At 71.5% G+C, this 16,652-nt stretch carries 20 protein-coding genes; 16 read left to right on the forward strand and 4 right to left on the reverse strand.

Going from position 1 to position 16,652, the window contains the following annotated elements; translation table 11 throughout:
• The 13 genes from ET526_RS21375 to ET526_RS22720 all read left to right on the forward strand — a co-directional run.
• The coding region (locus ET526_RS21375) for a hypothetical protein (protein ID WP_158295640.1) at positions 1 to 659 on the forward strand (659 nt) is incomplete at its 5' end.
• A gap of 7 nt (positions 660 to 666) precedes the next feature.
• Entirely contained in the window at positions 667 to 1,122 is a 456-nt protein-coding gene (locus ET526_RS19310; protein WP_240048486.1) for a DUF6511 domain-containing protein, read from the forward strand.
• 7 nt (positions 1,123 to 1,129) lie between these two features.
• Entirely contained in the window at positions 1,130 to 1,906 is a 777-nt protein-coding gene (locus ET526_RS19315; protein ID WP_135470357.1) for a hypothetical protein, read from the forward strand.
• Complete coding sequence (locus ET526_RS22185; protein ID WP_192898727.1) at positions 1,903 to 2,484, forward strand: AAA family ATPase; 582 nt, start codon at positions 1,903 to 1,905, stop codon at positions 2,482 to 2,484. Before ET526_RS19315 ends, ET526_RS22185 begins: the two co-directional genes overlap by 4 nt.
• Positions 2,420 to 3,226 (forward strand): ATP-dependent DNA helicase, encoded by an 807-nt coding sequence (locus ET526_RS22190; protein WP_192898728.1) that lies wholly within the window; start codon positions 2,420 to 2,422, stop codon positions 3,224 to 3,226. Before ET526_RS22185 ends, ET526_RS22190 begins: the two co-directional genes overlap by 65 nt.
• Complete coding sequence (locus tag ET526_RS19325) at positions 3,223 to 5,778, forward strand: VapE domain-containing protein (protein WP_135470359.1); 2,556 nt, start codon at positions 3,223 to 3,225, stop codon at positions 5,776 to 5,778. The genes ET526_RS22190 and ET526_RS19325 overlap by 4 nt, the downstream gene beginning before the upstream one ends.
• A gap of 446 nt (positions 5,779 to 6,224) precedes the next feature.
• Positions 6,225 to 6,773 carry a crossover junction endodeoxyribonuclease RuvC gene (locus ET526_RS19330; RefSeq protein WP_240048487.1) on the forward strand — a complete coding sequence of 183 codons (549 nt, stop codon included), beginning with the start codon at positions 6,225 to 6,227 and terminating at the stop codon, positions 6,771 to 6,773.
• Positions 6,770 to 6,997, forward strand: a complete 228-nt coding sequence (locus ET526_RS19335; RefSeq protein WP_135470361.1) for a hypothetical protein — start codon at positions 6,770 to 6,772, stop codon at positions 6,995 to 6,997. The genes ET526_RS19330 and ET526_RS19335 overlap by 4 nt, the downstream gene beginning before the upstream one ends.
• Positions 6,987 to 7,541 carry a DUF6456 domain-containing protein gene (locus tag ET526_RS19340; RefSeq protein ID WP_135470364.1) on the forward strand — a complete coding sequence of 185 codons (555 nt, stop codon included), beginning with the start codon at positions 6,987 to 6,989 and terminating at the stop codon, positions 7,539 to 7,541. Before ET526_RS19335 ends, ET526_RS19340 begins: the two co-directional genes overlap by 11 nt.
• Positions 7,542 to 7,788: 247 nt before the next feature.
• On the forward strand, positions 7,789 to 8,454 hold the full coding sequence (locus tag ET526_RS19345) for a hypothetical protein (RefSeq protein ID WP_135470366.1): 666 nt from the start codon (positions 7,789 to 7,791) through the stop codon (positions 8,452 to 8,454).
• 399 nt (positions 8,455 to 8,853) lie between these two features.
• Complete coding sequence (locus ET526_RS19350) at positions 8,854 to 9,942, forward strand: ParB N-terminal domain-containing protein (RefSeq protein WP_240048488.1); 1,089 nt, start codon at positions 8,854 to 8,856, stop codon at positions 9,940 to 9,942.
• A 27-nt stretch (positions 9,943 to 9,969) separates the two neighbouring features.
• On the forward strand, positions 9,970 to 10,350 hold the full coding sequence (locus tag ET526_RS22195) for a DNA-methyltransferase (protein WP_240048489.1): 381 nt from the start codon (positions 9,970 to 9,972) through the stop codon (positions 10,348 to 10,350).
• Positions 10,351 to 10,930: 580 nt separating this feature from the next.
• Positions 10,931 to 11,782 carry a DNA-methyltransferase gene (locus ET526_RS22720; RefSeq protein WP_456305128.1) on the forward strand — a complete coding sequence of 284 codons (852 nt, stop codon included), beginning with the start codon at positions 10,931 to 10,933 and terminating at the stop codon, positions 11,780 to 11,782.
• Here ET526_RS22720 and ET526_RS22205 read toward each other — a convergent pair.
• The gene (locus tag ET526_RS22205) at positions 11,764 to 12,612 is read right to left on the reverse strand and encodes a DUF3489 domain-containing protein (RefSeq protein ID WP_240048491.1); all 849 of its coding nucleotides are present in this window, start codon (positions 12,610 to 12,612) and stop codon (positions 11,764 to 11,766) included. The two genes, ET526_RS22720 and ET526_RS22205, sit on opposite strands and share 19 nt — an antisense overlap.
• A 98-nt stretch (positions 12,613 to 12,710) precedes the next feature.
• Positions 12,711 to 12,935, reverse strand: a complete 225-nt coding sequence (locus ET526_RS19365; RefSeq protein WP_240048492.1) for a hypothetical protein — start codon at positions 12,933 to 12,935, stop codon at positions 12,711 to 12,713.
• Positions 12,936 to 13,047: 112 nt separating this feature from the next.
• Between ET526_RS19365 and ET526_RS22210 the strand changes: the two genes are divergently transcribed.
• Genes ET526_RS22210 through ET526_RS19380 form a run of 3 tightly spaced genes read left to right on the forward strand, consistent with a single transcriptional unit; the run spans position 13,048 to position 15,845 of the window.
• Entirely contained in the window at positions 13,048 to 13,626 is a 579-nt protein-coding gene (locus tag ET526_RS22210) for an elements of external origin (protein ID WP_135470370.1), read from the forward strand.
• On the forward strand, positions 13,626 to 15,593 hold the full coding sequence (locus ET526_RS19375; RefSeq protein WP_135470372.1) for a phage terminase large subunit family protein: 1,968 nt from the start codon (positions 13,626 to 13,628) through the stop codon (positions 15,591 to 15,593). Before ET526_RS22210 ends, ET526_RS19375 begins: the two co-directional genes overlap by 1 nt.
• A 15-nt stretch (positions 15,594 to 15,608) precedes the next feature.
• Entirely contained in the window at positions 15,609 to 15,845 is a 237-nt protein-coding gene (locus ET526_RS19380; protein WP_135470375.1) for a phage head-tail joining protein, read from the forward strand.
• 17 nt (positions 15,846 to 15,862) lie between these two features.
• On the opposite strand, the gene ET526_RS19385 is transcribed toward ET526_RS19380, so the two are convergent.
• Entirely contained in the window at positions 15,863 to 16,267 is a 405-nt protein-coding gene (locus tag ET526_RS19385) for a type II toxin-antitoxin system VapC family toxin (RefSeq protein WP_135470377.1), read from the reverse strand.
• Between the two features lies 1 nt (position 16,268).
• Entirely contained in the window at positions 16,269 to 16,514 is a 246-nt protein-coding gene (locus tag ET526_RS19390; RefSeq protein WP_135470379.1) for an AbrB/MazE/SpoVT family DNA-binding domain-containing protein, read from the reverse strand.
• Between the last annotated feature and the right edge of the window lie 138 nt (positions 16,515 to 16,652).

Below are 16,652 nucleotides of genomic sequence, written 5' to 3' on the forward strand. Positions count from 1 at the left end.
TGCGCATGGAGATCCGCAAGGGCGGCATCGATGGCGCCAGCCCCTTCGACCGGGAGCTGCTCAAGGCGGCGAAGACCCCCGGCAGCGACGTGCGCATGCTCGACTGCGAGTTCACCGTTGTGGCGGGCCCGCACAGCAAGCGGAAGCTCTGGCAGAGCTTCACCGTCGCCGGCGGCAAGGTCGACGAGCAGGGCGTCTCCATCGGCTGGAAGATCTCGAAGGGGATGTTCCGCGCGATGATCGACAGTGCCCTCGGCCTCGATCCGCACGACATGAGCGAGGCGGCGAAGGCCAAGCGGATCCTGCGCGGCCTGGCCGACCTCAACGGCATCAGCTTCGCCGCGAAGCTCCGGGTCGAGCCGGCCAACGACCCCCGCTACGGCGACAACAACCGAATCGACCGGGTGGTGCTGCCGGGCGAGCCGGAATACCCGCGCATCATGGCGGGCGAGGCGCTGCCGCCGCAGCCGAGCCAGCGCACGGCTCGCGTTCCGACGGCCGGCAACAGCCCGTCGGCCTGGGGTGGCACCGCGGCGCCGGCGTCCGCCGCGCCTGCGGCCCGGGTCTGGGAGCGCCCCGCCGCCCCGCCGCCTGCCCAGCCCCCGGCGCCGGCCGCCCAGCCCCCGCTCGCCGGCAGCCCGACCTGGCTGAACGGCTGATGGCGGGATGGCACGACGCCGCTGGGGCCAGTCCCGGCCGCGGGCAGCGCCCGCCGCAGCGCCAGCGTCCCTGCCGCGCTGCACGCCCGAAGACCAGGTCCGGCGCCTGGTCTGCGGGCTGTGCGGCCGCGAGGCGAAGGGCTTCGGCTATGTGCACGGGCTGCGCTTCGGCGAGTTCCCGCACCACCGCTTCTGCAGCATGGTCTGCTGCGAGGCGGGCGGCGCGCTGGCGCGGAGGTCCAACGGCGTGATCGACAAGACGCCGATGGAGTCTCGCGCGATCAAGGACGCGCGCCGACCCCTCGCCGAGGTGCTGCAGGAGCTCGGGCTGCTCGCACCCTTCCACGACCGCAGCGCGGCGGAGATCGACCGAATCATCGAGGCCTGCGTCGACGGCTTCCAGGCATCGATGCAGCGCCAGGCCGCCGAGCGCGATCCGCTCGACGACCCTATCCCCTTCTGAGGTGACGGTGCTGCTCGACCTGAACCACGGCTCCGGCGCGGTCTATGGGCGCCTCGATCACGGCCGCGAAGGCGCCGTCGCCGTCACGGCGCGCGTGAACGCCGCCATCGACGCCGCCCTGCTCGCGCGGCATCGCCGGCAGACGCCGCGCGACTATCTCGGTGGCAGCCGCGTTGGCGAGCCCTGCGCCCGCAAGCTCGTCTACGAGATCACCCACGCGCCGAAGGACCGCGACTTCGACGCCGACATCCTGCGGGTCTTCGACGCCGGCCACCAGTTCGAGGCGCTGTCCATCCGCTGGCTCCGGCTCGCCGGCTTCGACCTGCGCGACCGTGGGCCGGATAGCGGCCAGATCGGCTTCGTCGCGGCAGGCGGAAAGCTGCGCGGCCACGCCGATGGTGTGATCGTCGCCGGCCCCGAGGTCGGCATCGGCTGGCCTGCACTGTGGGAGCACAAGGCGCTCGGCCAGAAGTCCTGGACCGACCTGGTCAAGCGCGGGCTGCGCCTGTCGAAGCCGATCTACTTCGCGCAGGTGCAGCTCTACATGGCCTATCTCGAGCTCGAGGTGGCGCTGCTGACGGCGCTGAACCGCGACACGCTGGCGCTGCACCACGAGGCGGTGCCCTTCGACGCTGCAGATGCGCAGCGGCTCTCCGACCATGCCGTCGACATCCTGCGTGCCGCCGATGCGGGCGAGCTGCCGCCGCGCGTCGCGCAGGCCGCCGACTTCTATCTGTGCCGCCTCTGTCCCTACGCCACGCGCTTCTGGGAGACGCCTGCATGAGCGACATCACGCCGTCCGACACGCAGCACCGGGCGATCGCCGCGATCAAGCACTGGTTCCAGAGCGAAGCCGACCGCAAGCAGGTCTTCCGCCTCTTCGGCTACGCCGGCACCGGGAAGTCCACCGTGCTGCGCTTCGCGCTTGAGGAGCTCGGCCTCGAGCACCACTGCGGTGGTGGGAACGGCGAGCCCTGCACGCCCGGCGTCGTCACCGCCACCTTCACCGGTAAGGCCGCGCTGGTGCTGCGCCGCAAAGGCACGCCAGCGCGCACCATCCACAGCCTGATCTACTCCGTCATCGAGGCAACCGAGGAGGAGGTCGAGGCCGCCGAGAAGAAGATCGAGGAGGCCGTGGCCCGGGCCCGGGGGCTGACCGGCTTCGAGCGCACCACGGCGGAGGCGACGATCGAGGCGATGCGCCAGGGCGTCGCCGACATGAAGCGCCCACGCTTTGCGCTCAATCCGAAGAGCGACGCCGCGCACGCGAAGTTGATCGTGCTCGACGAGGTGTCCCATGGTCGGCGAGGAGATGGCGCGCGATCTGCTGAGCTTCGGCAAGCCGATCCTCGTGCTCGGTGATCCCGGCCAGCTGCCGCCGATCCAGGGCGAAGGCGCGTTCACCAAGGACGCGCCCGACATCATGCTGACGGAGATCCACCGCCAGGCGTCGGAGAGCGCCATCATCCGCCTCGCCACCATGGCCCGGCAGGGCGAGCCGATCGGCTTCGGGCGCTACGACGACCACGTCTGGAAGATGCGGAAGCTCGACGTGACGCCGGAGCAGGCACTGCGCGGCGGCCAGGTGATCTGCGGCATGAACGCGACCCGGCTGCAGCTGAACAACGCCATGCGCCGCGCTGCCGGCTTCGGGGCCGGCGGATGGCTGCCCACGGGCCCGGGCGAGAAGATCATCTGCCTCAAGAACCAGAACGATCTTGGCCTCATCAACGGCATGTTCCTCACCCTCTCCGACATCGTCGACGAGGGGAGCCACTACCTCTCGGCAGTGGTGATGGACGAGGACGGCAACCGGATCGGCGCCCCCCAGGCGGATGGCAGCCGCGGGCGTCTCCGCATCTACAAGGGCCACTTCGAGGACCACGTCGCCTTCAAGGGTCGCCACGACCGGGACTGGAAGCTGAAGAAGGGGCTGACCGAGGCGACCTTCGGCTGGGCCATCACCGGACACAAATCGCAGGGCTCGCAATGGGAGAACGTGGTCGTCTGGGATGACGGGCTCGGGCGGACCGAGCCCGACCGGCGCCGCTGGCTCTACACCGTCATCACGCGCGCTGAGCAGGGGCTGGTGATCCTGGCATGACCACGGCCCCGATCGACCTGAACGGCGCAGGCCTAGCGCCCGTTCGGCACGACCTGGCGGAGGTGCGGCGGCGGCTCGCGGACACCGCGAAGGAGTGGCTGCCGGCGCTGTTCCCGAACGCCCGGCGCGCCCCGGACGGCCGGACGCTGCGCTGCGCGGATCTCTCGGGCCGCGCGCCCCGCGGCGAGAGCTCCTGCGTGATCCACCTGGAGGGGCGCTTCGCGGGGTGGGGCTTCGACCACGCCACCGGCGAGAGCGCCGGACCGATCGACATGGTCTACCACGCGACCGGCACACCCGAGCCCCGCCTGTTCGACGAGGCGGCGAGGCTGGCGCGCATGGACTGTCCTGCACCGCCTGCACGCACTGCCGAGCCGCGCGCGGACCACAGCCATGAGATCGCGCGCATCCTGGCCGGCTGCGTCCCGCTCGCTGGCTCGCCCGCCGAGACCTACCTCCGCGGACGCGGGCTCGCCCCGCCCGACAGCCCAGACCTCCTCTTCCACTCCGACCTCGCCGACTTCGAGAGCCGGCGCGGCTGGCCGGGGATGGTAGCCATCGTCCGCGACGCCGTGGGGGCGCCCACGGGCGGCATCCACCGCACCTACCTGCTGGATGACGGCTCGGGGAAGGCGCCGCCCGGGAAAAAGATGCTCGGGCCCGTCGCCGGCGGCGCGGTGCGGCTGTCGCCGATGCCCGAGGATGGGTGGATCGGCGTGGCGGAGGGGATCGAGACCGCGCTCGCCGCCATGGCCCTGTTCGACGTCCCCGCTATGGCGGCGCTCTCGGTCGACGGGCTGCGGCGCTGGCAGTGGCCGGAGGGAACCCGCCACGTCACCATCTTCGCCGATGCCGGGCATGCCGGGATGCAGGCCGCGGCGACGCTGGCGGACCGGCTGAACGTCGCGGACATCCCCTCGCGCATCGTCGCTCCGCTGCATGGCGACGATTTCAACGACGACCTGCGCCGCGGGGCGACCGCCGCCGACTACGAGCAGGTGGCTGGCGGGGAGCCGAAAGCGCCCGCCACCGCGGCGGCGCCCGCGACGGTGGAAGAGCTGCTCGCGGCCGCCTCCGGCCTCACCCGCCCGCCTGACTCCGAGCCGCTCGCCGACCTGCTGGGCCGGCTGGCCCTGGCGCGGCTCGACCCGCTCCCGGAGCGCCAAGTCCTCGCCGCAGTGAAGACTGCGACCGGCATCGCCGTCTCGATCCTGGAGAAGCAGCTGGTCGAGCTGCGCAGGCGGGTGAACGCGACCGGCGACGTCCGCCGCGCGCCTGTCCGGCCGCCCTGGGCCTCGCTGCTGCGGATCGACGACGGCGGTGCGCCGGAGCGCAACGAGGCGAACGTCATCACCGCGCTGTCGCTCGAAGCCGCCTTCACCGGCGCGCTCATGTTCGACGAGTTCAGCCAGGAGATCATCGTCGCCCGGGCGCTGCCCTGGGATCCCGCCGGCATGGTGCATCCGCGCCCCTGGGGCGAGGCGGACGACGTGCGCTGCGCCGAGTGGCTGCAGCGGCACGAGGTCAACGTCCCGCCCGTGGTGGTCGGCCGCAGTGTCGTCGCCGTGTCGCGCAACATCCGCATCCACCCGGTACGCGACTACCTCGAAGCGCTGGCCTGGGACGGCACGCCGCGTCTCGACACCTGGGCCGTCACCTACCTCGGCGCCGAGGACACGCCGCTCCACCGGAGCATGGCCGCGCTGTGGATGGTCTCCGCCGTGGCGCGGATCATGCAGCCCGGCTGCAAGGCCGACCACATGCTGATCCTGGAAGGGCCGCAGGGCATCCGGAAGTCGACCGCCCTGAAGGTGCTGGCCTCCGAGCCCTGGTTCACCGACGAGCTCGCCGAACTCGGCTCGAAGGACGCGGCGCAGCAGATGCGCGGCATCTGGATCATCGAGATGGCGGAGCTCGACGCCATCGGCCAGGCGGACGTCTCGCGCATCAAGGCCTTCCTGAGCCGCACCACCGACCGCTATCGACTGCCCTACGAGCGCTACGTCGTCACCGTCCCGCGGCAATGCGTCTTCGCCGGCACGGTGAACCCAGACACCTACCTGCGCGACGAGACCGGCAACCGGCGCTTCTGGCCGCTGCGCTGCGGCCACATCGACCTCGACGGGCTGCGGCGCGATCGCGACCAGCTCTGGGCCGAGGCGGTCGCGCGCTACCGCGCCGGGGCGCCGTGGTGGATCGAGGACCGCGCGTTGGTCGCCGAGGCCAGCGCGGCGCAGGAGGCGCGCTACCAGGGGGACGCCTGGGACGCGCGAATCGAGCGCTGGCTCGTCTCCGAGCGCAAGCCGGTGAATGTCGGCGTCGGCCAGTTCGAGGACTGGCAGGAGCGCTTCGTGCCGAGGGCAAAGCCGCTGACCGACGTCTCGATCGGCGAGGTGCTGGAACAGGCGCTTGGCATCGAGGCCGCGAAGTGGACGCGCGCCGACCAGATGCGCGTCGGCGCGTTCTTCCGCGCCAGGAAGTGGGCGAAGTACCGGACGAAGACCCCGCCGCGGGAGTGGCGCTACGTCGCGCCCGGGACGCAGGTGCCATGACGCAGCGGCACTCCCGTCCAACCCCGTCCACCCTCGTCCAACCTCCACGCCGGAGGTTGGACAGCCGGAGTGCCAGGTTTTCTGTGGCTTTCCGCTCGGTCGTCCAGCCTTGTCCTACCTGTCCTACCTTTTCCCTTAGCCATACGCGAAGCATGTAGGTCGGCCAGACATCCATTTTCCTATACGGGTTTAGGGGCGAGGTCGGCAGGTTGGACAGGTTGGACGGCGCAAGCCAAGCCACTGATTAACCGCCAGATTTCCTGTCCAACTTGGCGTGGCGAGGTTGGACAAGGATGGACGGCCAGCCCTCGGCAGCACCGCATCTCGATCGCACACGGCCCGCCCAGAGCGTCGATCAGCCCCTCGAAGCCGGGCAGCGACGGCGAGCTCCGCCAAGAACCACGCCGTCGCCGCCCTCACCACAGCCATCCCCTCTCGGAGATCCCATGGCTCACGCGACTCTCCCTATGCCCACCGCCGGCGCAAGCGGCCCGCCCCTCGCGGCACCGCTGCCGGTCGCCCTCGGCCGCCCCGCCGTCCTCGCCCTCGACCTCGGCACCACGACTGGATGGGCGCTGCGCAGCCAGGACGGTGGCATCACCTCCGGCACCGTCACCTTCCGTCCCAGCCGCTTCGAGGGCGGCGGCATGCGGTATCTCCGCTTCCGCGGCTGGCTCGGCGAGCTGGCCGCGCTCTCCGGCGGCCTCACGCGCATCGCCTTCGAGGAGGTGCGCTCCCACGCCGGCACCGACGCCGCGCATCTGTACGGCGGCTTCCTCGCGCACCTGTCGGCCTGGTGTGAGGAGCGCGGCGTCGCCTACGAGGGCGTGCCGGTCGGCACAATCAAGCGCTTCGCAACCGGCCGCGGGAATGCGGACAAGGCGGCGATGATCGCGGCAGTGCGCGCCCGCGGCTTCGCGCCGGCGGACGACAACGAGGCAGACGCCATCGCCTTGCTGCTCTGGGCGACCGACCAGCAGGGTGGCCGGGCATGAGGCTGCCCGATGCGCCGCAGCCGCCCCGGTCGTGTCTGGACCTGGCACGCAGCCCGTCCACCGCGGTGGACCTCGACGCCATGCGCGCCGCTGCCTGGCACCAGCACGGCGTCGCCGCCCTGGCCGTGGAGGACATCGCCGATCCCTGGCTCCGCCAGGCCGTCATCAACGAAGCGAGCCGGCGCTGGGGACGCCGCCAAGGAGGGGACGAGCATGGCCGGTAAGCGCAAGCAGAGGCGGAGCGCACCGGGGGCGGAGGATCTGTCGAAGCCCTCGAAATGGCGGCTGCAGCACGGCGACTTCTCCGAACCGATCCGCGACACCGATCCGGAGACCGGCAGCCCCGTTCAGCATCGCCGCGCTGTCGACACGCTCGGGCAGATGCTGGCGAACGGCACCATCACGGCGCAGATGCATGAGGCGGGCTGCATCTTCCGCACGCTGTTCCGCTCCGCGGCGCTGGACGGCATCACCACCTCGCAGCTGATCCGGCTGGCGGGCGCCACCGCCGACGCCGTGTCGAGCCGGCAGATCGATGCCCGGCGCCGCGTAGCCGAGGCGCTGGACGCGCTGGGCGGCCACGACAGCCCGGCCGGTTCCTGCGTGTGGTTCGTGGTCGGCCTCGAGATGTCGGTCCGCGAATGGGCCGCGCGCCGCGGCTGGAGCGGCAGGCCGGTGTCGCAGCCGATCGCAGGTGGCATCCTAGTCGCAGCTCTCGGCATCCTCGCGATGCACTTCGGTCTGGCTCCGCGAATGCGTGCGGCCTGAAGCAGCTGCTGGGCTAGCAGATCAGTAACCCACTCTCGGCCAGCGCGACCTTCGGCAGGACCCTTGCAGGCAGCCCAAGCGACGACCTATATCTCATGCCGGAGCCGATAGCCTGGGCTGCAAGCGACCCAAAAGGCGGCGACTTTCCTGTAGTGCGAGCACCCGAACGGCAACCCTTCAGCCGGCGCGTGGTGGTCACAAAGCGCTTGCGACTGCCAACAAGACGCCGGTGGGAACGGGACTTGCCATGTCTATTCAGAAGGAGTGCGCAGACCATCTGCGCCAGAACCATCGGATCCAGGCCGGTGGTAAGCCCGGGGCGGGCCACGCTCACGAGATCGTCGCCGCGTACTTCGGCTACGGGAGCGGAGCTGCCCTACGAGCCGAGACGAAGCATCCCCTCACGGATCTTGAGCAGGCCGAAATCCTGATCCCCGATCTCGGTCGCATGGACCAGCGGGTGCAGGCCCTCCAGGGACTGCCTGCCGGGCTTACGAGCGTTGATGATCTTGCCTCGCAGATCTCCGAATTTCTGAAGACGTCCGGGTACTTCTCCGGGAAGGTTTGGTACACGCGAGATCTGGCCGAGTACATCAGTGAGACGTTCATCCAAGAGCAGTCCATGCAGATCGAGGACGATATGTCCGGGGCTATCGCCTCGACAAACGCGTACTTCGACGAGCTCTATGTCGAGGAAGTGGACTTGCAGGATACCGGCGACTTGCTGGTCGCCCAGGTCTCCGGGTCTCTCAACGGCGAGAATGACCCGGATCGCGCCTTCCACGGCGACTCGATCGCGTTCACGACGGTGGTGACCTTCAGGCGCTTGGCCGGTCGTGTTGCTTATGAGGCGCCCGAGGTTGAGACCTCGGGTGCGGTCGACGACTCCGCCTACTACGAAGAGGATGCCTGACGGCGGTAGGTGACAAGAGAGCGGGCGGCGTGGGCCGCCCGCTCTTCGTCGGTTGTCTCTTGCCCGAGTGCAGCCGCACCGGCCTGGCGCGATGGGCCTAAGCGCTTGAATGCGATCCGCGCTTCTGGGTCGCCGTTACAATTCACCCCGTGGCGGCGCGCAAATCGAGTTGGCTATGGTGATGGCACGTCGAGAAGGCGCGCCGATCGCCGCGGCTCACCAGCCACAGTGCCGCTCCATCGATACAGTGGCTCGCGAGCCGCAGGGTCCTTCCTGGGCCCGGCGTATGCGGGGGGCGGAAGCGCGCAAGGTTCCTAGCGCCAGGCCAGTTTTCCAGGTTGCCAGCGCGGCACGGTTGCCAGCCGCGGCAGCCTCCATTCCACGATCACGCAGGTGCAGATGCCCCAGGCCCCCTGGTCTGCGAGCGCCGTCGAGGCGCGCGCGGTCGCCTCGCTGCTGCCCTACGCCGGCAACGCGCGCACGCATTCCGCCGAGCAGGTGGCGCAGATCGCGGCCAGCATCCTCGAGTTCGGCTTCGTCGCGCCGGCCCTGGTGGACGAGCGCGGCGAGCTCATCGCCGGCCACGGCCGGCTGCTGGCCGCGAAGTCGCTTGGCCTCGACACCGTGCCGACCATCGTCCGCGCCGGGCTGAGCGAGGCGCAGAAAGCGGCGTATCGCCTCGCCGACAATCGCATCGCGCTGAACACCGGCTGGGACGAGGCGCTGCTCGCGGCCGAGCTCGCGAAGCTGCAGGAGATGGGCGGCGTCGACCTGGCGCTCACCGGCTTCGACGGCGCCGAGATCGAGCGGCTGCTGGCCGGGCTGGAAACCGAGGCCGGCAACCTCCCGGCACCAGCGGTTGCCAGCGGTGCCGAGCCGGCCCCTGGCAACCAGCCGCCAACGGAGGGCGCGGAACCGGGAGAGGACCCCGCGGATGCCGAGCCGGAACCGCCGCGCCAGGCCGTCGCGCGGGTCGGCGACATCTGGTTGCTGGGCGAGCACCGCCTCGCCTGCGGCGACAGCACGAACCGCAGCACCGTCGCGCGCGTCATGGCCGCGGACCGGGCAGCGCTGCTTTTCACCAGCCCGCCCTACGGGAACCAGCGCGACTACACCACCGGCGGCGTCTCCGATTGGGACGCGCTGATGCGCGGCGTGTTCCAGCACCTCGACGGCGCGCTGCGCCGCGACGCGCAGGTGCTGGTGAATCTCGGGCTGATCCACCGCGAGGGCGAGTGGCAGCCCTACTGGCAGGGCTGGCTCGACTGGATGCGCGCGCAGGGCTGGCGTCGCTTCGGGCTCTACGCCTGGGACCAGGGCCCCGGCCTGCCTGGGGACTGGAACGGCCGCCTCGCACCGGCCTTCGAGTTGGTCTTCCACTTCAACCGCGAGGCGCGGCAGGCCAACAAGATCGTGCCGTGCAAATGGGCCGGCACGCCGAACAAGGGCAGCGGGCTGCGCGCCGCCGACGGCGAGGTGAAGGCCTAAACCCACATCGGCCTGCCGGTGCAGGAGATGCGCATCCCCGACAGCGTGCTGCGCATCACCCGCCACAAGGGTCGTGGCATCGAGACCGAGCATCCGGCGGTGTTCCCCGTCGCGCTGCCAGAGTTCCTGATGCGCGCCTACACGGACGAGGGCGACGTCGTGTTCGATCCCTTTGGTGGCTCGGGCACGACCATCCTCGCCGGCCAGCGCACGGGTCGGCGCGTCCGCGCCATTGAGCTCGCGCCGGCCTATGTCGACCTCGCGATCGCCTGCTGGCGGACGCTGCATCCCGAGCTGCCGGTGACGCTGGCCGACGACGGCCGCGACTACTGCGTGGTCGCTGCGGCGCGCACGAGCCTTCAGGCAGCGCCCGAGCAGGGCGGTAAGGCGATGGCCGATGCTGCCTGATCTCCGCGTCGAGATGATGCCTGTGGCGGCGCTTGCACCCTACGCGGCGAACGCCCGGCTCCATCCCACCGAGCAGGTGGCACAGTTGGCCGCCTCGATCGGCGAGTTCGGCTTCAACGTGCCCGTGCTGGTGGACGACGCCGGCGTGCTGATCGCCGGCCATGGCCGCGTGCTCGCCGCGAAGGCGCTCGGCCTCGAGGAGGTGCCCGCCATCCGGCTCGGGCACCTGTCCGAGGCGCAGGCGCGGGCGTTCCGTCTGGCGGACAACCAGCTGGCGCTCAACTCCACCTGGGACGAGGGACTGCTGGCCGCCGAGCTGCGCGCGCTGCGGACCGACGAGTTCGACCTCGGGCTGATCGGCTTCGACGGCGCCACGCTGGACCGGCTGCTGGGAGAGGCGGCGCCGGACGCGCCAGCGCAGGGCGGCGGCGATCCCGACGCCCCGGCGCCGGAGTCGCCGGCGGCACCCGTCACGCGGCCCGGCGATCTGTGGCTACTCGGGCCGCATCGCCTGCTGTGCGGCGACGCCACCAGCGCCGCGGACGTCGCGCGGCTGCTCGACGGCGCGCGGCCGCACCTGATGATCACGGACCCGCCCTACGGTGTGAACTACGATCCCGAGTGGCGGAACGAGGCCGGCGTCTCGGCCACGATGCGCACCGGCAAGGTGGCGAATGACGACCGCGCCGACTGGCGCGAGGCCTGGGCGCTGTTCCCGGGCGACGTCGCCTANTACGGTGTGAACTACGATCCCGAGTGGCGGAACGAGGCCGGCGTCTCGGCCACGATGCGCACCGGCAAGGTGGCGAATGACGACCGCGCCGACTGGCGCGAGGCCTGGGCGCTGTTTATCGGCGACGTCGCCTATGTCTGGCACGCGGGCGTGCACGCGCGCACGGTGATCGAGAGCCTCGAGGCCGCCGGCTTCGCGGTGCGGAGCCAGATCGTCTGGGCGAAGTCGCGCTTCGTGCTCGGGCACGGCGACTACCACTGGCAGCACGAGCCCTGCCTCTACGCGGTGCGCAAGGGAGCGACCGGTCACTGGCAGGGCGCGCGGGACCAGGCGACGCTCTGGTCGATTGGCACCGGCGGCGACGAGGACGCCGCGACGGTGCACGGCACGCAGAAGCCGGTGGAGTGCATGCGCCGGCCGATCGTCAACAACAGCGCGCCGGGGGAGGCGGTCTACGAGCCCTTCTGCGGCAGCGGCAGCACCATCATCGCCGCGGAGACCACGGGGCGGGTCTGCTACGCCATGGACATCGACTCCCGCTATGTCGATGTCGCGGTACGCCGCTGGCAGGTCTTCACGGGCCGGGCCGCGGTGCTGGGCGGGGGGGGATCGGGTCTTCGACGACGTCGCCGCCGCCCGCGGCAGGCAGACGGCGGCGTGATCCGAGTATCTGGCGCGCGTCAGCCCGGCAGGTGGTAGATCGTGAAGGAGCCCTTCGCGCCCTCCTTGTTCGGGCCGACCTGGCGGACCCGTTCCAGCACCTGGACCTCGATCCCCTGGCGCTTCTTGAGGCACGCGAAGAACCCGCGGACCGTGTGCTGCTGCCAGCCGGTGGCGTCGCAGATCTGTGCGATGGTGGCGCCCTCCTTGCGGCGGAGCATCGCCAGCATCGTCTCCTGCTTCGTGCCCTCACGCGGCTTGCGCGGCGCGCCGGGCTTGCGGGCGGCGCGGGGCGGCTTGCCGGCGAGCGCGGCACGGAGGGCCGCCATCGGGCCGTCGAGGGCGGTGATGATGTCCGTCTCACGCTTCGCCTCGTCGTCCCAGGCGGCCAACACCGCCGCGGCGGCGTCGCGCACGCTTGCGCGCGGGGCGGGCGTGGGCGCGCCCTGGGCGGGTTCGGGATCCTCCGCGGGGGCATCCCCCTCAGCGGCGTCCTCCCCGCCCGTGGGCGCCGTATCGGCCACCGGCGCGGCAGCCTCCGCGGCAGCGCGGCGCTCGGCGTTGCGGCGCGCGATCGCCTCGGCGCTCTGCTCGTCCTCCTCGCGCGCGTCGCCCGCGTTCGGGTCGATGCCGATGGCGCGCAGCCCGTCGTCGGTGATCTTCAGCAGCATCTCCTCGCCGTCCACCGTCCACTTCGCGACCGCGTCGTAGGCGGGGCGGTGCACGCCGATCACCAGGTCCTGCTTCAGTAGGGCCTTCGCCACCGCCTGCCGCGCGGCGGAGGGCAGCCGCTCGGGCGGGTAGGCCAGGTGCTCGGGGTGCTCGGCGGCGGCGATGAGGATCACGCGCTGGGTATCGGAAAGCGTCATCGTCGTGGTCTCCGGTTCCGGGAGCCGACCCTCGGCCCCCTACTGCCGGGAGCCCCGCCGGGCGGAACCCGGTCGGGGCGGTGCGGGAGCGCGGCGCGTCAGGCGCGGTATTCGCCGCGCCGGAAATGTTGGTCGACGACCTCCTTCAGCTTCGCGGTGGCGTCCGCGAGCCAGGCCGTCTCGCCCCAGAGCACCGCCTCGGGATCCGCCCCGAAGTGGTCGTCGCTGGCCCGCTGCAGTTCGGCGAGCAGGGCGTCGAACTCCACCTTCTTCGCGAGGAAGGCGGCGAGGCTCCGCTGCTGGTTGGCTTCGCGCTTGGTCATGGTCGGCTCCGTCATCCGCATCGCGTGACGGACCATTCGCGCTGTGCCGCGCGGGAGCCAAGCGCCGTCGCCGCGATGGTGATTGCTATCTTCGAGGGATCTCGATCAAATCATGATCGCCACCGCGCCGCCGGGCCGCGTGGCCTCGCAGCGCGAGGTGGCGCGCCGCCTCGGCATTTCCCACACGGCGCTGCAGAAGGCGCAGCGCGCCGGCCGCATCGCGCCCGAGGCCGATGGCGCTTGGGATGTCGAGAAGGTTCGGGCACGACTCGCTGACAGCAGCGACCCCGTCCGCAAGACGGCGACGCTGGCGCCAACCGCACCGGCAGCATCACGGCTAGCGACGCCACCGCCTGTCGCCGCGATGGCGCCGGCGGCCGATCCGCTGCCGCGCGCCGCCCAAAGCACCTTCCACGATGCGCGCACGGCGAACGAGGTGCTCAAGGCGCAGGAGCGCCGGCTGCGGCTCGACGAGCGCAAGGGCAAGCTGGTGGACAAGGCGCGTGCCCTACTGCTGGTGCACCGCCTCGCCAAGGAGGAGCGGGACGCCATCCTCGCCTGGCCGGCCCGCGTCGCCGCAGAGATGGCAGCCGAGCTCGGGGTCGATGTGCATCGGCTGCAGACCATGATGGACACACGGCTGCGCCAGCACCTGGCCGAGCGGCACGACGTTCGGGTGAGCGTCGGCTGATGGTGGGCGAGCATCTGCTCGACGAGCTCGGCCGCTTCCAGGGCGACGCCGAGATCCTGCAGGCCTGGCGCGACGGCATGGCGCCCGAGCCCGCGCTGCTGGTCTCGGAATGGGCCGACCGGCACCGGATGCTCGGCAGCCGCGGCTCCGCCGAGCCAGGGCCGTGGCGCTCCGCGCGCACGCCCTATCTGCGCGAGATCATGGACGCGCTGTCGCCGGCCCATCCGGCACGGCGCGTGGTCTTCATGAAGGGCGCGCAGGTCGGCGGCACCGAGTGCGGCAACAACTGGATCGGCTACGTCATCCACCACGCGCCCGGGCCGATGCTCGCGGTGCAGCCAACGACGGAACTGGCGAAGCGCTTCTCCGACCAGCGCATCGATCCGTTGGTCGAGGAGACGCCGGCGATCCGCGAGCGGGTCGCGCCAGCCCGCTCGCGGGACAGCGGCAATCGCCAGCTCAGCAAGGAGTTCCCCGGCGGCCAGCTGGTGATGACTGGCGCGAACAGCGCCGTCGGCCTGCGCTCGATGTCGGCGCGCTTCCTGTTCCTCGACGAGATCGACGCCTATCCGGGTGATGTCGAGGGCGAGGGCGATCCGATCGCGCTGGCGGAGGCCCGCGCGCGCACCTTCGGCTGGCGTCGCAAGGTGTTCCTCGTCAGCACGCCGACGATCGCCGGCCTGTCGCGGATCGAGCGGGAGTACCTCGCGACCGACCAGCGGCGCTACTTCCTGCCCTGCCCCCACTGCGGCCACCGCCAGCATCTGCGCTTCGAGCGGCTGGTCTGGGACGAGGGCCAGCCGGAGACGGCGCGGTATCTCTGCGAGGATTGCGACGGGGCGATCGGTGAGCAGCACAAGGCGGCGATGCTGGCCGCGGGGGATTGGCGGGCCACCGCCACGGCCACCGACCCGCACGCCGTCGGCTTCCACATCTCGGCGCTCTACTCGCCGCCGGGCTGGATGCCCTGGTCGGAGATCGCCCGCCTCTGGCTCGCCGCCCAGGGCGACGACCGCGCGATCAAGACATTCCGGAACACCGTCCTCGGAGAGACCTGGCAGGAGGCGGGCGAGGCACCGGACTGGCAGCGGCTCTATGACCGTCGCGAACACTGGCCCGCGGGCACGGTGCCGATGAGCGGGCTGCTGCTGACGGCCGGCGTAGACGTGCAGCGCGACCGCCTCGAGGCGAGCCTCTGGGCCTGGGGGCAGGACCGCCAGTCCTGGCTCATCGAGCACCGCGTGCTGGCGGGGAACCCGTTTGAGGCGGCGGTGTGGGAGGAGCTGCGGCAGCTGCTCGGAGAGACCTGGCGGCATGCCAGCGGGCACCGGCTGCCCATCGCCATGGCGGCGATCGACAGCGGCGACGGCATGACCACCGCGGAAGTCTATGCCTTCGTGCGCCGGGCCGGCACGGGCCGCGCCATTGCGGTGAAAGGTCAGGACGGGCTGCGCGCCGCGGTCGGCCAGCCGGCGGCGACTGAGGTGCGGCGGCAGGGGCGCAAGCTCGGCGGGCTGAAGGTCTGGCCCGTCGGCTCGTCCTTCCTAAAGGCCGAGACCTATGGCTGGTTGAAGCTCGACCGGCCGACGGAGGAGAGCGGCGAGCCCTTCCCCGCCGGCTATGTCCATCTGCCGGTCCACGCCGCCGGCGAGGAGTTCTGCCGCCAGCTCACCGCCGAGCAGCTGGTCGCGCGCGCCGGCCGCAACGGCTTCCGCCGGCTCGAGTGGGTCAAGACGCGCGAACGCAACGAGGCGCTGGACTGCCGGGTCTATGCGCGCGCCGCCGCGGCCGCGCTTGGCACGGACGGCTGGGGCGAGGGGCGCTGGGCCCGGATGGCCGATGCGCTGTCGCTGCCGGCGGCCGAACTTGCCAACAGCGAGAATGTCGTTCCACCGTCGCCGCCGGGCGTACCCCATACTCATCGCCCGAGGGGCTGGCTCGCCCCGCGCCGCGGCTGGCTGCGCTGAAGGAGGAGGCCGCGCGTGGACCCGACCGTCCTCGCCTGGGCCCTGGCGCAACCCGCCGGCAGCCGCGCGGCCGCGCTCGCCGCGGCCTACACGGGCGGCACGACCCGCGTGACCTTCGATGGGCGGACCGTCGAGTACCGCAGCCTCGATGAACTCGGCCGGGCGCTCGCCGTGCTGCGCGGCGCGGAGATGAGCGCAGCGCGCCGTCCCTCCGTGACGCTCGCCGCATTCTCGCGGGGCGGCGGGGCATGACGCGCCTGCGGCAGCGGTCACTCACCGGGCGCAATCAGCGTGACTGTCGGGAAATAGCTGCGGTAGCGGCGGACATCACGGGTCAGCAGCGGCAACCGGGCGACTGCGGCATGCGCCCCGATGAAGAAATCCGGCAGCACGCCTGTGCGCGTCCCGCCGCCCGCCCGGTAGCGCTGGAACACCTTGCCGGCCAGGAACAGTGCCTCGCGCGGGATGGACGCCGTCTCGACCTGGGCGATGGCGAGCGTCTCCTCGACCTCCTCCATCCGCAGGAAGCCCACCGAGAGCTCGGCATACACCACGTCATTGATCAGGATGGGGCCACGGACCGCGGCCGCCTCGAGCTGGCGCTGCGACCAGTCTGCCCAGGCGGGGTTCTCCGTGACGAGGTCGAGCAGGACATTGGTGTCGACGAGCGTCACCTCAGCCCTCGCCGCGGGTCAGCGCCATGATCTCCTCGGTGGTCATCCCGGCACTGGCGCGCCCGCGCAGCCTGGCGAAGCGGCTTGGCGGACGGCGGGTCGGGCCACGGCGGCCCAGCTTGCTCAGCACGACCCGCCCGTCCTCGGCCACCTCGAAGGCGACCGTGCTGCCTGGTTTGAGGCCGAGCAGCTCGCGCACCTCCTTGGGGATGGTGACCTGACCCTTGGTGGTGACCGTCGTGGCCATGGGCGCTCCTGTAATACCGAACTTCTGGCGGGTCTTACTTAACGCCTCGCCCGGGTGGCTTCCAGTGGGGAGGGCGCGATGATGGAACGCCTCCGCGCGGCATGGCAGGCGCTGCGCGGCTACGCCGCCGCGCAGGAC

It is taken from the genome of Crenalkalicoccus roseus (genome assembly GCF_004761865.1).
Classification (GTDB): Bacteria; Pseudomonadota; Alphaproteobacteria; order Acetobacterales; family Acetobacteraceae; genus Crenalkalicoccus; species Crenalkalicoccus roseus.